This window comes from Herbiconiux sp. FW305-C-125, assembly GCF_058783455.1.
In genome coordinates this window covers 489,842-502,364 of the sequence record NZ_JBYSYO010000002.1, presented here as the reverse complement: position 1 = coordinate 502,364, position 12,523 = coordinate 489,842, and the positions used below count along the sequence as shown (strand labels likewise).

General features: G+C 70.7%; 12 protein-coding genes and 1 pseudogene. 6 read left to right on the top strand and 7 right to left on the bottom strand.

Features of this window, described 5'->3' with window-relative positions:
* Positions 1-132 precede the first annotated feature (132 nt).
* The gene (locus AC3WLB_RS09765; protein WP_492505453.1) at positions 133-921 is read left to right on the top strand and encodes an IclR family transcriptional regulator; all 789 of its coding nucleotides are present in this window, start codon (positions 133-135) and stop codon (positions 919-921) included.
* 13 nt (positions 922-934) lie between these two features.
* Here AC3WLB_RS09765 and AC3WLB_RS09760 read toward each other — a convergent pair whose 3' ends face one another.
* Positions 935-1,396 (bottom strand): iron chaperone, encoded by a 462-nt coding sequence (locus AC3WLB_RS09760; protein ID WP_492505451.1) that lies wholly within the window; start codon positions 1,394-1,396, stop codon positions 935-937.
* 189 nt (positions 1,397-1,585) lie between these two features.
* Here AC3WLB_RS09760 and AC3WLB_RS09755 point away from each other — a divergent pair, with 189 nt between their 5' ends.
* From AC3WLB_RS09755 to AC3WLB_RS09740, 4 genes and pseudogenes are all read left to right on the top strand, one after another.
* Entirely contained in the window at positions 1,586-2,626 is a 1,041-nt protein-coding gene (locus AC3WLB_RS09755) for an AAA family ATPase (protein ID WP_022896865.1), read from the top strand.
* A gap of 4 nt (positions 2,627-2,630) precedes the next feature.
* Positions 2,631-3,944: a DUF58 domain-containing protein gene (locus tag AC3WLB_RS09750; RefSeq protein WP_492505449.1), complete on the top strand. Its 1,314-nt coding sequence runs from the start codon at positions 2,631-2,633 to the stop codon at positions 3,942-3,944.
* Positions 3,941-4,958, top strand: a pseudogene (locus AC3WLB_RS09745) (TgpA N-terminal domain-containing protein); the annotation flags it as partial. The gene AC3WLB_RS09750 and the pseudogene AC3WLB_RS09745, both read left to right, overlap by 4 nt.
* A gap of 45 nt (positions 4,959-5,003) precedes the next feature.
* The gene (locus AC3WLB_RS09740) at positions 5,004-6,134 is read left to right on the top strand and encodes a transglutaminase-like domain-containing protein (RefSeq protein WP_492505651.1); all 1,131 of its coding nucleotides are present in this window, start codon (positions 5,004-5,006) and stop codon (positions 6,132-6,134) included.
* Here the strand turns inward: AC3WLB_RS09740 and AC3WLB_RS09735 are convergent.
* Positions 6,081-6,629 carry a PadR family transcriptional regulator gene (locus AC3WLB_RS09735; protein ID WP_492505447.1) on the bottom strand — a complete coding sequence of 183 codons (549 nt, stop codon included), beginning with the start codon at positions 6,627-6,629 and terminating at the stop codon, positions 6,081-6,083. The genes AC3WLB_RS09740 and AC3WLB_RS09735 overlap by 54 nt on opposite strands.
* Before the next feature lie 184 nt (positions 6,630-6,813).
* Here AC3WLB_RS09735 and AC3WLB_RS09730 point away from each other — a divergent pair, with 184 nt between their 5' ends.
* Positions 6,814-7,320, top strand: coding sequence for a DUF3145 domain-containing protein (locus AC3WLB_RS09730; RefSeq protein WP_022896870.1), 507 nt, complete (start codon positions 6,814-6,816; stop codon positions 7,318-7,320).
* 218 nt (positions 7,321-7,538) lie between these two features.
* Here the strand turns inward: AC3WLB_RS09730 and AC3WLB_RS09725 are convergent, their stop codons facing one another.
* The 5 genes from AC3WLB_RS09725 to AC3WLB_RS09705 form a co-directional block, all read right to left on the bottom strand.
* Positions 7,539-8,777, bottom strand: coding sequence for a beta-ketoacyl-[acyl-carrier-protein] synthase family protein (locus AC3WLB_RS09725; protein WP_492505445.1), 1,239 nt, complete (start codon positions 8,775-8,777; stop codon positions 7,539-7,541).
* A 109-nt stretch (positions 8,778-8,886) separates the two neighbouring features.
* Positions 8,887-9,135 carry an acyl carrier protein gene (locus AC3WLB_RS09720; RefSeq protein WP_022896872.1) on the bottom strand — a complete coding sequence of 83 codons (249 nt, stop codon included), beginning with the start codon at positions 9,133-9,135 and terminating at the stop codon, positions 8,887-8,889.
* 59 nt (positions 9,136-9,194) lie between these two features.
* A complete protein-coding gene (locus AC3WLB_RS09715) occupies positions 9,195-10,199 on the bottom strand; it encodes a beta-ketoacyl-ACP synthase III (protein WP_492505443.1) in 1,005 nt (334 codons plus the stop codon).
* 56 nt (positions 10,200-10,255) lie between these two features.
* Entirely contained in the window at positions 10,256-11,176 is a 921-nt protein-coding gene (locus AC3WLB_RS09710) for an ACP S-malonyltransferase (protein ID WP_492505441.1), read from the bottom strand.
* A gap of 93 nt (positions 11,177-11,269) precedes the next feature.
* Positions 11,270-12,523 carry a PucR family transcriptional regulator gene (locus AC3WLB_RS09705; protein WP_492505439.1) on the bottom strand — a complete coding sequence of 418 codons (1,254 nt, stop codon included), beginning with the start codon at positions 12,521-12,523 and terminating at the stop codon, positions 11,270-11,272.

The window sequence follows — 12,523 nt, the reverse complement described above, 5'->3', positions numbered from 1 at the left end:
TTCGGTCTGTGCGAACGCTGTTCGCGATTACCGAGTAATCTATCCAGAGGATGCCCGCGAGGGGAAGACCCGAATGTTTCGGGCAGGTCAAATCTCTGGCTACCCTGAACAGGAGCGGACAGGATGGTGAGCGTGACGACGGAGCAGTCCGACAACCGGTACCGCGTGCAGAGCGTGGAGCGCGCGATCGACATCCTGGAGCACCTGGGTGCCGCATCCGCGCCGCTCACGGTGACCGAGATCGCCGAGGCGATGGGAGGCTCCAAGAGCGGGGTCTTCGCGACGCTGCAGACCTTGGCCGGGCGCGGGCTCATCCGCTCGTCCGGCACCGGGACCGAGCGCCGCTACGGACTCGGTCTCGCACTGGCGCGCCTCGGCGACATGGCGCTCGACCAGATCTCGTTCCGCGAACTCGCCCGACCCGTCCTCCGCGCGCTCACCGAGCGCACCGGCCTGACCTCCCGCGCCGCGACCTGGGGTGGGGACTACGCCATCATGATCGACCGCGTCGACGGCACGGGCGGTGTGCGGTTCGACCTGCAGATGGGGGCGCGGGAGCCGCTGCACCGCTCGAGTGTGGGCAAGGCGATGCTGACCGCGATGAGCGACGACCGGGTGCGCGAGGTGCTCGCCGGCACGTCGCTGGCGGCGACCACCCCGCACACGCTGACCACGATCGACGCCGTGCTCGACGACGTGCGGCGTGCCCGGGGGCTCGGGTACGCCGTGGACGACGAGGAGGATGCGATGGGTATCATCTGCATCGGCGCGCCCGTGGTCGACCACCGGGGGGACTGCGTGGGCGCGATCAGCGTGACGCGCATCAAGGCCGGCATCTCGCCGGCCGAGGTGGACGACATCGGGCGAGTGGTGGTGGACAGCGCCGGCGAGCTGTCCCGGCTGCTCGGCAGCCGCCCCTGACGGGAGACCGCGGTCAGCCGAGCGCGCGCACGATCAGTGCGGCGATCCGCTCCTCGACCGCGGGCGTGATCTCGGCGATCGCGAACGCGGTCGGCCACATGGCGCCCTCGTCGAGCAGAGCCGCGTCGTTGAAGCCGAGGGTCGCGTAGCGCGCGCCGAACTTCGAGGCGCTCTGCAGGAAGCAGACCACCTTCCCGTTCTTCGCGTACGCCGGCATGCCGTACCAGGTCTTGGGCTCGAGCTCCGGGCCGTTCGCCGTGACCACGGCGTGCACCCGCTCGGCGATGGTGCGGTCGGCGTCGGGCATCTCGGCGATCTTCGCCAGCAGGTCGGCGAGTCCGTCGGCCTTCTTCGACCGGGCGGGGCGGCGCGACGCCGCCTTCAGCTCCTTCGCCCGCTCCTTCATGGCCTCGCGCTCCTCTGCGGTGAATCCGTCGTACTTCTCGGCGTCGCGGGCGCTGCTGGCTGCGGTCATGAGTGGCTCCTTCGAGGTCGTGCTGCCGGGGATGGCTCCATGCTACGGATGCGCCCCGCCGCGGGCTTCTCGATTCCTGCTCGATCTCCGGCCGCCCCGCGCAGCCGTTCACGGCTCTCGCAAATGTCGGTGGGGGAGCCTATCGTGGGAAAGACGGCGAGAGCCGTGATCCGACGAGGAGCACCGTCCATGACCCCCGAATCCGCCGCATCCGCCGTCAGCGACACCCGCGCTGCGACCGATGCGAACGCACCCCTCACCCTGGCCGAGTTCGACGAGTACGCCGGCGCCATCATGGCGAACCTCGAGAGCGTCATCGACGGCAAGACCGAGGCCGCCACGCTCGCCCTCATCGTGCTGATCGCCGAGGGCCACCTGCTCGTCGAAGACGTGCCGGGTGTCGGCAAGACCACGCTCGCCAAAGCGCTGGCGACGAGTGTCGGCTGCTCGGTGGCGCGCATCCAGTTCACCCCCGACCTGCTGCCCTCCGACGTCACGGGTGTCTCCATCTACAACCAGGTCGACCACGCCTTCGAGTTCAAGCGCGGGGCGGTGTTCGCCAACATCGTCATCGCCGACGAGATCAACCGCGCCTCGCCCAAGACCCAGTCGGCGCTCCTGGAGTGCATGGAGGAGGGGCAGGTCTCGCTCGACGGCACGACGCATCCGCTCGAGCCGCCGTTCATCGTGGTCGCCACCCAGAACCCGATCGAGATGGAGGGCACCTACGCCCTGCCCGAGGCGCAGCGCGACCGGTTCATGGCCCGCATCTCGATGGGGTACCCGGATGCGGCGGCCGAGCTCTCGATGCTGCACCAGCGGGAGCAGTCGAGCCCCCTCGACAAGCTCACCGCCGTGGTCGACAAGCAGCAATTGCACGCCATGATCGAGACCGCCCGTTCGGTGTACGTCAGCCGCGCGGTGGAGTCGTACGTGGTGTCGATCGTGCAGGCCACCCGCACGCATCCGGAGTTCCGGCTGGGGGCGAGCCCTCGCGGCACGCTCCACCTCGTGCGCGCCGCCAAGGTGCTGGCGGCGCTGAACGGCCGCGAGTTCGTGGTGCCGGATGACGTGAACGAGCTCGTGGTGCCCGTGCTCGCGCACCGCATCGTCGCCACGCGGCGGGCCGCCAGCGACAGCCGCGGGGGCGGCACGCAGGCCATCGCCGATGCGCTGCGCGCCATCGTGTCCGCCACGCCCGTTCCGCTCAACCGCTCCCGCTCGGTCTGACCTCGTGGCCCGAGCCCGCTCCACCAGCACGCTGCCGCGCCTGACGGTGCGGGGCTGGGGGCTGGTCGCGGCCGCCGTCGTGGCCTTCGTGCTCACCCAGGTGCTGAGGCGCCAGGAGATCGCCTACCTCGCCTGCTTCCTGCTCGCCGTGCCGGTGTTCTCGCTCGCCTGGGTGGCCCTGCGTCGGGTCGCGTTGAAGGTGCGCCGGCGCTTCTCGCCGGAGTCGGGAGCGGTGGGTCAGGCGGTCACGGCGACCATCTTCGTGCAGAACTGGGGGAGTCTTCGCACGCCGGCAGCTGTCTGGGTGGAGCAGGCCGCGGCACCGTTGCACTCGAGTGAGCCCGCACCGCTGCCGCCCCTGCCCGCCTACACCTCCTCGACCCTCGACGAGCCCGTGGCGCGGCAGCTGAGTTACCAGCTCGACACGGCCTATCGCGGCGCTCACCAGATCGGGCCGTTCGTGGTGACGCTGACCGATCCGTTCGGCTGCGCGGTGCGACGCGTGCGGGTCGGCGGCACCGACACGGTGCTCGTCACGCCCACGGTCTACGAGCTGGCGCGGGTCGACCTGCGGCTGGCCACGGGCGACGGCGCCGAGCAGGTTTCGCGGCGCCTGGTGGGTGCCGGGGAGCAGGATGTGATCGCGCGCAAGTACCTGCCAGGCGACTCCATCCGCCGCGTGCACTGGCCCGCCACCGCCAAGCACGGGGAGCTGATGGTGCGGCAGGACGACCAGCGCAACGACCAGGACGCGGTGATCGTGCTCGATGCGCACTCCTTCGCGCAGCCGGCGCCGACCGGCACGCGCGGCGCGGAGGTCGATCCGGCGTTCGAGTGGGCGGTGAGCGCCGTCGGCTCCGTGGCGCTGCACCTCATGAACGAGGGCTACGGCGTGCGGCTTGTCGGGCACGCTCGGGGCGCCGACGCCGACGACGAGGTGTTCACCGCCCCGCACGGTCTCTCCCGGGTGGTGCGCGACCTGGCCTTCGCCACGAAGGATGCGCTGCACGATCCGCTCGACTTCCGGGCGGCGGTCGAAGCGGCGGCCCTGACCTCGCCGGATGCGCCACCCGTGTTCGCCATCGTGTCGAACGCTCCCGGGGCGGGCGACCGCATCCGGCAACTCGCGGCGATGTCGTCGCATCCGGTCGCCTTCGTGGTCGGTGGCGACGCCGCCGCGCGCCGGGCCGGCTTCGGTGGCGACCGCGGCGTCGCCGGCGATTTGCGCGCGGCGGGGTGGTCGGTGCTCGAGTGCACCGCCGACGACGACCTGCCCGGGCTGTGGAAGGCTCTCGGCGACGCGCGGGGGATCGGATGAGCGCGGCACGCCGCCGGTCGGCTGCGCAGCATCGCCGGGCGGAGAAGACCGGTGCGTGGAAGAGCACGCTCGCCGTCGCCGTGACGATCGGCGCGGCGCTGCTCGGGCTCACGCCGCTCCTGCAGGGCTTCAGCTGGTGGTTCGCCACGATGGCCATGGTGGTGCTGCTGCTCGGTGTGGCGGCGACCCTGCGGGCGCGCGGTGTGCCCGAGGTCACCGTGGTGGCCGTCACCGCCGTCGTCTGGGGCGCTGTCGTGGCGGTTCTCTACGCCGGCTCGACCCTGTGGTTCCTTCTGCCGACGCTCTCGACGCTCGCCGACATCTCCGGCGATCTGGCGGATGCGCGGCTCTCGATCGCCCAGCAGGAGGTACCGGCGATCGCCGACGGCGCCATCACACAGCTGATCGTGATGTCGGTCGGGCTCATCGCCGTCATCACCGACGAACTGGCCACCGGGCTCCGCACACCGGTGCTCAGCGGCATCGGGCCGCTGGCCGTGCTCGCGATCGCGCCGCTCGTGCGCAAGAGCGAGCCCAACGTCACCGTCTACGTCGTCACCGCCGATGATCGTGCTGCCGGCGGTCACGCCCGGGCTCACCGCCGAGTCACTGGCCGACGACGGGTCCGGGAGCCGGTTCCCGTCCGTGTACGCGACCGGGGTCGATCCCACCATCCAGCTCGGGCGCGACCTCCGGCGCAGCGACCCGGTGCTCTCGCTGACCTACACCACGAGCTCCGAGGACGGCCTCTACCTCAAGATGGTGAACCTCAGCGACTTCTCCGGCGGCACCTGGCAACCGGAGCAGCCGTTCGACGCCGTGGGGTACGACGGGCAGGACTTCGGCACTCCGCCCGGCCTGGCGGCCGACGTGCCGACGGCCGAGGTCGCCACCACCGTCTCCATCGCCTCGCTCCGCAGCGACTGGCTGCCGTTGCCCTACCCCACGAAGCAGGTCGGCGACCTCGACGGGTCGTGGTTGCTCACCCCGTCGTCCTTCACCGTCACCGATCTGCAGGGCGACACGCGCGGGTTGAACTACCGCGTCACCGGTCTCACCGTGAGCCCGACCGCCGAGCAATTGGCGGGGGCAGGCGCCTTCGTGCCCGACACGGTGCGCGACTACCTGGCGCTGCCCGACGATCTCCCGCCCGTCATCGCCGCAACGGCGGCCGAGGTGACGAGCGGTGCCACCACGAATTACGGCCAGGCGGTCGCGTTGCAGGAGTTCTTCCGCTCCGGCCAATTCCGTTACTCGCTCTCCGCGCCCGTGTCGGGCGGCTACGACGGCGACAACGCGCAGATGATCGCCGCCTTCCTCGAGGCGAAAGAGGGGTACTGCGTGCACTTCGCGGCCTCGATGGCGGTGATGGCGCGCACGCTCGGCATCCCGTCACGCATCGCGGTGGGCTACGCACCCGGCCAGACCGCCGACGGCACCTCGGAGGGCCGGCCGATCTTCGAGGTCTACACCGACCAGCTGCACGCCTGGCCCGAGCTCTACTTCGACGGCATCGGCTGGCTGCCGTTCGAGCCGACCCCCGGGCTCGACATCACGCCGCCCGACTACAGCCTGCCCGACTACGCCCAGGCCGGCGCCTCCGGCTCCACCAGCACGAACCAGAGGACGAGCACGGCGACCGCCGACCCGAACACGCGGCCCGACGAGCAGCAGAACGCCTTCGGCTCGCTGACGCCCGAGCAGGTGCTGCTCGGTCAGGTGCGCGGCTGGGCCACCTTCGCCGCCGTCCTCGGCGGGATCGTGGCAGTCGGTCTCGCGCCGTGGGCGGTGCGCCGGGCGCGGCGGCGGTCGCGCCTCCGGCGCCTCGGCGACGACGAACTGCCCGGCACCCTGGCCTGGACGGAATTCGAAGACACCCTGGACGACTACCGCGTTCAGCGCTCGGCCGGCGACACCATGTTCGACCTCGAACGGCGGCTGCGCGACGACGTCGATCTGCCGGAGGAGGCGATCGACCGGCTGCGCCGGCAGGTGGAGTGGGAACAGTATGCGCCGCCGGGGTCGGCCGGCGAGGAGGTTCGGGAGCGCATCCGCGGTGATCTCGTGGCGCTGATCAGCGCACTCGAGGGTCGCGCGTCGGCGAAGGAGCGCTACCGGGCGCGGTTGCTCCCCGCGTCACTCTGGCGTCGGCGTCGGGCGGCGACCCCGTCGGGGACGCTCGTTCCGTAGCGGCCGCGCGAGGGCGTCGACACCGCCCGGAGCAGTGTCGAGGTCGTCGAGCCAGCCGAGTGCCGCTTCAGCGAGCCGACGGCGCGCGAGTGCGGCGGGGGAGTGCGGTTCGGCGCTCGGCGAGTTCCGGACGGTGCCCCAGGCAGCGCGGTATCGGTCGAGCAGCGCCGGAACGCCGATGCCGAGGCTCGTGGCCAGCTGCACCTTGAAGGTGAAGTCGCTCCAGGCCGACGTCGCGTCGACATCGGTGTCGGCCAGCCACTCGTCGGCGGCCAGTCGGCCGGCCGGGGTGATGCCGTAGAGCGGCAACCCGTCATCCGTCGCGCCGGATGCGCGGACCAAGCCCGCGGAGCCCAACCGGTCGAGTGTCGAGTAGATCTGCCCCACGTTGATGCGACCACGCCGGTCGGTGCGTTCCTCGAGCTCGCCGTGGATCTGGAGCCCGTAGGCATCGGTCTCACCGAGCACGAGCAGGATGCCCGCGCGAATCGACATCACGTCATCCTTCCGGAAAATGTTCACTCAGTATAGTTCTGAGAGTTCACGAACCGCGGATGACACGGTTGTGATTCGCCGGACCGCTCTGGCATGATGTGAGCACAACTGCAGATCAGGCCGCACATCGCTTCATCCGTTCACAGGTCGTTGGGGAAGACGTACCTCACGAATGGAGAGAGAAATGGCGGCGAACGTTGCTCGCGGAGTGGTGTACATCCACTCCGCTCCCCGCGCGCTCTGCCCCCACATCGAGTGGGCCGCAGGTCGCGCTATCGGTCGTGCAGTGAACTTCGATTGGATCGAGCAGCCCGTGCTCCGGGGCTCGCAGCGAGCCGACTTCTTCTGGGAGGGCACGCCGGGCACCGGGGCCGCCATCGCGTCGGCGCTGCGCGGCTGGGAGCACCTGCGCTACGAGGTCACCGAAGACGCCAGCGACGGCACGGACGGCGGTCGGTGGATGCACACACCCGACCTCGGCATCTTCTACGCCCAGGTCGACAACGCCGGCAACACCGTCATCCCCGAGGACCGCATCCGCAACGCCATGGAGGCGGCGGGCACGAACGCCCTCGAACTGCACCGCGAACTCCGCCTGGCCCTCGGCCAGGCCTGGGACGACGAGCTCGAGCCCTTCCGCTACGCCTCGGACATGTCGCCCGTCATCTACCTGCACCGCGGAGTGGGGTAAGTGGAGCCGGGTGAGTGGATGGCGAGTCTGAGTCCGGTGACGGCGTAGGGAACGAGATAGCACGCAACAGGCCGCTCCCAGCCGACCCGAGGTGAGGGTGTGGCCGAGTGGTGCGACCGAAGGCCGCGCCGCTCGACCGCGCCCTCACATGTCGCGTCACGCCGGGCAGGGACCGGCGTGACCTGGGCAGCCCGAGCGAAGCCCGGGCCGCCCAGCAACTAAACAGTCTTGAAGGCTACTACCGCGTTGTGGCCGCCGAAGCCGAAGGAGTTCGAGATCGCCAGGAGGTCGCCCGCCGGCAGCTCGCGCGGGGAGCGCACGACGTCGAGGGGGATCTCCGGGTCCTGCTCCGACACGTTGATGGTGGGCGGGGCGACGCGGTCGTGGAGTGCCATGACGGTGAAGATCGCCTCGATGCCGCCGGCACCACCGAGCAGGTGACCGGTCGACGCCTTCGTGGCCGACACCGGGATCTCGTGCAACCGGTCGCCGAACACGTGCAGCATCGCCTTGTACTCCGCGATGTCCCCGACGGGCGTGGAGGTGGCGTGCGCGTTGATGTGCGCGACGTCGTCGAGCGAGTAGCCCGCGTTCGCCACCGTCGCGATCATCGCCCGAGCGGCGGCCGACCCCTCGGGGTCGGGAGCGGTGATGTGGTAGGCGTCGCTCGTGACGGCACCACCGAGCAGTTCGGCGTAGATCTTCGCGCCGCGCGCCAGCGCGTGCTCCTCGGTCTCGAGCACGATCGCCGCGCCGCCCTCGCCGAGCACGAAGCCGTCGCGAGTGAGGTCATAGGGGCGGGAAGCGGTGGCGGGGTCGTCGTTGCGCTTGGAGAGCGCCTGCATGGCAGCGAACGACGCGATCGGCAGGGGGTGGATGGCCGCCTCCGAGCCGCCCGCGATGATGATGTCGGCGTAGCCGGCCTGCAGGTGGTCGTAGGCGTTCACGATCGACTCGGTGCTCGACGCACACGCCGAGACGACGGTGCGGGCCCCGGCCCGGGCACCCAGCGCCATCTCGATCGCCGCCGCGGGGCCGTTCGGCATGAGCATCGGCACCGTCATCGGCAGCACGCGCCGCGGGCCGCGTTCGCGCAGGGTGTCCCACGCATCCAGCAGCGTCCACACGCCGCCGATGCCGGTCGCCCAGTCGACGCCGAAACGTTCCGGAACCACCTCGGGCGAACCGGCATCCGCCCACGCCTCGCGGGCCGCGATGAGCGCGAACTGGCTGCCCGGGTCGAGGCGCTTGGTCTCGATGCGCTCGAGGGCGTCGGCGGCAGGAACGCGGGCCTGAGCCGCGAAGGTCACGGGGAGCTCGAGCTGGGCCACCCACTCCTGCTCGAGGGTGGTGGCACCCGACTCTCCGGCGAGGAGGTTCTTCCAGCTGTCGGCTGCGGTGCCGCCGAGGGGGCTGGTGGCCCCGATTCCGGTGACGACGATCTTCTTGGTGCTCATGGCGAAACTTTCTGTGGGTGGTCAGTCCAGGGCGCGCAGGGAGCGCAACGAGGTCGACAGGATCGGGTTCAGCGGCCGCGATCCTGCCGACCGGATGCTCAGGGTGGTACTAGGCCTGGGCCGAGACGATGAAGCTCACGGCGTCGCCCACGGTCTTGAGGTTCTTGACCTCTTCGTCGGGGATCTTCACGTCGAACTTCTCCTCGGCGTTCACCACGATGGTCATCATCGAGATGGAGTCGATGTCGAGGTCGTCGGTGAAGGACTTGTCCAGCTCGACAGTGTCGGTCGCGATGCCGGTCTCGTCGTTGATGAGCTCAGCCAGTCCGGCCAGTACTTCTTCGGTGGACAATGCCATTGTTCTCTCCTTGGGGGTGTCGTTGACCGAGACTTAGTTTAGTCAGGCCAGGGGGATGTCTAAGGCAGCACCACGACCTGGGCGCCGTACACGAGGCCCGCGCCGAAGCCGATCTGCAGCGCCAGGCCGCCCGACAACGACGGGTTCTCGCTGAGCAGGCGGTGGGTGGCGAGCGGGATCGACGCCGCCGAGGTGTTGCCGGTGGTCTCGATGTCGCGGCCGATGGCCACCGACTCCGGCAGCTTCAGCTGCTTGGCGAACTCGTCGATGATGCGCATGTTGGCCTGGTGCGGGATGAACGCGGCCAGGTCGTCGACGGTGACGCCCGCCGCGTCGAGCGCCTGCTTGGCCACCTTCACCATCTCCCACACCGCCCAGCGGAAGACCACCTGGCCGTTCTGCCAGAGGGTGGGCCACTCGGTCTCGCCGTCGCGGAACTCGATGGTGGTGCCGGTCATGTGGATCTCGTCGCGCTTGGTCGCATCCGAACCCCAGACGGTGGGGGAGATGCCGGGGAACTCGCTCGGGCCGACCACCGCGGCTCCGGCGCCGTCGCCGAGCAGGAACGAGATGGAACGGTCGGTGGGGCTGACGTACTCGGAGAGCTTCTCGGCTCCGATGACGAGCACGTACTCGGCCATGCCCGCCCGGATGAGCGAGTCGGCCTGCCCGATGCCGTACGCGTACCCGGCGCACGCGGCGCTGATGTCGTACGCGGCGGCGAGCGGTGCGCCGATCCGCTCGGCGACGTGGGTCGCGAGCGACGGCGTGATGACGGGGTTGGAGATGGTGGAGACGAGGATGGCGCCGATCTGCGAGGGCACGATGCCGGCGCCCTCGATCGCCTCCTTCGCGGCGGCCTCCGCCAGGTCGACGGCGAACACGTCGTGCGAGGCGCGCTTGCGTTCAACGATGCCCGTGCGCTGCCGGATCCACTCGTCGGAGGAGTCGATCGGACCGACCAGGTCGTCGTTCGGCACGGTGAGGTCACCGCGGGCGGCGCCGATCGCGTGGATACGGGTGAACTGGGGGCCGGTGGCCTGCTTCAGGGTGGCGTTGGTCATGGCGCGTGCGCGATGCCTTCCGTGAGTCGTCGGGTGAAGGGAGCGAAGGGTCGCGGTCAGGCGGCCTGGTCGATGAGGTCGAAAGCGGCGGCGAGGTCGTCGGGGGTCTTCACGGCGACGGCGGGCACGCCCTTGAGGCCGCGCTTGGCGAGCCCGGTGAGCGCACCGGCGGGCGCGACCTCGATCAGGCCGGTGACGCCGGCCTCGGCGAACGCGGCCATGTCGAGGTCCCAGCGCACCGGTGAGGAGACCTGGCCCACGAGGAGCTCCACGAAACGGGCGCCGCTCGAGACCACGCTGCCGTCGTTGTTCGTCCAGATGGTGAGGGTCGGATCGGCCGGGCTGAGGGTTGCGGCGACGGCCGCGAGCCGCTCGACCGCGGGCGCCATGTAGTGGGTGTGGAAGGCGCCCGCCACCTGCAGCGGGATGACCCGCACGCCGCGCGGCGCGCGCTCGGCCAGCAGGGCCAGCGCCGCCGGCTCGCCCGCCACCACGATCTGGCCGCCGCCGTTGTAGTTCGCGGGCAGCACGCCCACCTCGTCGAACAGGGCCAGCACCTCGTCCTCGCTGCCCCCGACCACGGCACTCATGCCGGTGCTGGTCAATGCAGCCGCGTCCGCCATCGCGCGGCCGCGTTCACCGACGAAGCGCATCGCATCCGTGGCGCTCAGGATGCCCGCACCGGCCGCCGCGGTGATCTCACCCACCGAGTGCCCCGCGATGCCGCCGATACGGTCGCGGCGGCCGTCGGCGAAGAGCGCGTCGAGCGTGAGGAGTCCCGCCGCCACGATGAGCGGCTGCGCCACCGCGGTGTCCCGGATGGTGTCGGCGTCGCTCACCGTGCCGTGCGTCACGAGGTCGACACCGGCCGCGGCACCGAGTTCTTCGAGGGTGCTGCGGAAGGTCGGCTCGGCGATCCACGGCTCGAGGAAGCCGGGGGTCTGCGAGCCCTGGCCGGGGCAAACGACGACGATCATTGCTTCAGTCTCCCAAGAGTTCGGTGGATGGCTGTGATGGACAGGGTCAAGAGATGGCCGAATCCGTTGTCGGTGCTCTACAAGCCACTCGGCTCAGCGCCGGTGGCCTGGCGGCTCGTGGTCGTTCATCGACCCGAGGATGAGTGCCGACTGCAGGATGAGGGCCTCGCGGGCGCCGGTCGCGTCCCAGCCGATCACCTGCGTGACGCGCTTCAGGCGGTAGCGCACGGTGTTCGGGTGCACGAACAGCTCGCGCGCCGTGGCCTCGAGCGAGCGGCCGTTGTCGAGATAGCACCAGAGGGTGGTCATGAGCTCGGGGGACTGGTCCTGCAGTGGCCGGTAGACGCGGTTGACGAGGGTGGACCGGGCGAGCGGGTCACCGGCCAGCGCGCGTTCGGGCAGCAGATCGTCGGCGAGCATCGGCCGTGGGGCGTTGCGGAGGGCCCTGGCGACCGCGAATCCGGCCAGCGCGGCCTTGGCGCTGCGGGACGCGTCGACGAGGCTCGGCACCTCGTGGCCCAGCACGAGGTAGCCCGGGCCGAAGCCGGGCTCGAGCTGCTTGGCGATGTCGAGGAACGACAGGGTCTCGGTCGTGGCCGGGGCGCTCTCGAGCGCCGCCGCGCCCCCGCCGGCACCGGCTCCGGCGGCGTCCGCCGCCACGTCGAGAGCGTTGCCGTTGGCCGGATGCGCGCGCCCGATCACGAGCACCAGCCGGCCCCCCTGCACCCCGATCAGCAGGTCGGCGTTGAGGTGGCGGGCGGTGCGCCGCAGCTGGTCGACATCGAGCTGCCGCGGAGTGGTGCCGACCAGCACGCTCACCTCGCCGTGCCCGTGCCAGCCGAGGGCGGCGATGCGGCTCGGCAGCTCGTCGTCGTACTCGCCGCTCAGGATGCTGTCGACCACCAGCGCTTCGAGCCGTGCGTCCCAGAGGCCGCGGGCTTCGGCGGCACGGGCATACACATCGGCGGCGGCGAAGGCGATCTCGCGGGAGTAGAGGAGGATCGCTTCGCGGAGCGAGGACTCCGCGCCCGCGACCCGCTCCTCCACCACCTCGACCACGACCCGGATGAGCTGCAGCGTCTGCTGCAGGCTCACCGAGCGGAGGAGTTCGCGGGGCGCCGAACCGAACACGTCGGCGGCGATCCACGTGGTGGTGGTGGGGTCGTCGTACCACTGGATGAACGACTTGATGCCCGCCTGGGCCACGAGGCCCACGGCCGAACGCCGCCCCGGCGGCATGTCGCCGTACCAGGGCAGCGTCTGGTCGAGACGCTTGATCGTCGCGGTGGAGAGTTCGCCCGAGATGGTGCGCAGCCACGCCAACGTCTGCGCTTTAGTGCGGGCCAT

Excerpts from the sequence above, each read along its gene's own strand:
- AC3WLB_RS09735 (WP_492505447.1), bottom strand. The coding sequence starts at position 6,629 with ATGTCGATTCGCGCGGGCATCCTGCTCGTGCTCGGTGAGACCGATGCC.
- AC3WLB_RS09760 (WP_492505451.1), bottom strand. The coding sequence starts at position 1,396 with ATGACCGCAGCCAGCAGCGCCCGCGACGCCGAGAAGTACGACGGATTC.
- AC3WLB_RS09755 (WP_022896865.1), top strand. The coding sequence starts at position 1,586 with ATGACCCCCGAATCCGCCGCATCCGCCGTCAGCGACACCCGCGCTGCG.
- AC3WLB_RS09705 (WP_492505439.1), bottom strand. The coding sequence starts at position 12,523 with ATGGCCCGCACTAAAGCGCAGACGTTGGCGTGGCTGCGCACCATCTCG.
- AC3WLB_RS09715 (WP_492505443.1), bottom strand. The coding sequence starts at position 10,199 with ATGACCAACGCCACCCTGAAGCAGGCCACCGGCCCCCAGTTCACCCGT.
- AC3WLB_RS09725 (WP_492505445.1), bottom strand. The coding sequence starts at position 8,777 with ATGAGCACCAAGAAGATCGTCGTCACCGGAATCGGGGCCACCAGCCCC.
- AC3WLB_RS09720 (WP_022896872.1), bottom strand. The coding sequence starts at position 9,135 with ATGGCATTGTCCACCGAAGAAGTACTGGCCGGACTGGCTGAGCTCATC.
- AC3WLB_RS09710 (WP_492505441.1), bottom strand. The coding sequence starts at position 11,176 with ATGATCGTCGTCGTTTGCCCCGGCCAGGGCTCGCAGACCCCCGGCTTC.
- AC3WLB_RS09730 (WP_022896870.1), top strand. The coding sequence starts at position 6,814 with ATGGCGGCGAACGTTGCTCGCGGAGTGGTGTACATCCACTCCGCTCCC.